At 37.7% G+C, this 1,220-nt stretch carries 1 protein-coding gene; it reads right to left on the bottom strand.

Annotated elements, in window-relative coordinates; translation table 11 throughout:
• A partial coding sequence (locus tag SIN01_RS14745; RefSeq protein WP_141306177.1) for an RNA-guided endonuclease InsQ/TnpB family protein occupies positions 1 to 1,144 on the bottom strand: 1,144 nt, incomplete at its 3' end.
• Positions 1,145 to 1,220: the final 76 nt, after the last annotated feature.

Genomic DNA, 1,220 nt, shown 5'->3' on the forward strand with positions numbered 1-1,220 from the left:
ATGTAGGACAGATCCATTGTTCCATACCAAGCTTGACCTCATGATTAATCGAACTACAGACATGACATGTTTTGGTCGTATATGCAGGATCAACTTTGATGTACGTGCGTCCATACAGGATAGCTTTGTACTCTAATTGATTGATCAACGTTCTCCATCCAACATCGCTGATCGACAGAGCTAGCGCATGATTTTTCAACAGGTTTTTTCCACGCAATTCTTCCGAAACAACCACATCGTGGTTCTTGATGAGTGTTGTTGAAACATTGTGTAGAAAATCAAGACGCTGACGCGCAATTTTATTTTGTAGTTCAGATAAACGCAGACGAATTTTTTGATAGTTTTTACTAATACGCAAAGCACGTTTTTCTTTTTTGGCACGAGTTGCTCGTCTGGACACCACTCGTTGCACTTTAGCTAGTTGTCCTTTAATCCGTTTATAAAAATGCGGATTTTCAACAACTTTCCCATCACTTTGTGTTAAAAAATTGGATAAGTTTAGATCGATGCCAACAGTCTTGTTCATTTTAACTAACTTTTCCTTAAATGGATGATCCGATTTCACTTGAAACGACACAAACCAATTTCCATTCGGTTCTTGTTTTATTGTTGTGATACCAATACGGATTCCTTTTTCGTGTGGCAAATGCTTAATGTTATTAGCAGACGCTTTTAAAATGCCAACTTTAGGAATCTGAATATGACGTTCATCAACAACGCGAACTTTCGCTCCGTTGAAAATGTCATATCCTGCTTTACGTGCTTTCGCAACATAACTGTTTTTTGTTTGATAGGTCAAACGATAATCGCTTTTGCGTTTAGGTTTCGGCGTACCGGCATGATTGACTTTTCGCCATAGGCTCCACGCAGATTGATAAGCTGCAACGGCACGGCTTGGCATGTTGGTATCTAATCGTTTATCATTGTTAAACCATTTAGCATGTTTCTTCGTACTCCATTCACGAAATACAAGGGCATTATAAATATATCGGGAAGTATTTGCGTTAAAACGCATAATGTCCGCTTGTTGCATAGTAGGATACACACGTATTTTAAATCCTGATTTATACTTAAATTGCTCTTTAACGGCTTTCATGCGTTGTTTAATGGCTTGTTTTTGATTGTCTGACATTTTCCCCTTCATTACGTTTTCCTCCCTTCCTATTTGTTACTTACATAATATCACTACATGAGTGTATAATGAAGCTTATAAATTCATC

The sequence above is a fragment of the Sporolactobacillus inulinus genome (genome assembly GCF_006539285.1).
Taxonomy (GTDB): domain Bacteria; phylum Bacillota; class Bacilli; order Bacillales; family Sporolactobacillaceae; genus Sporolactobacillus; species Sporolactobacillus inulinus.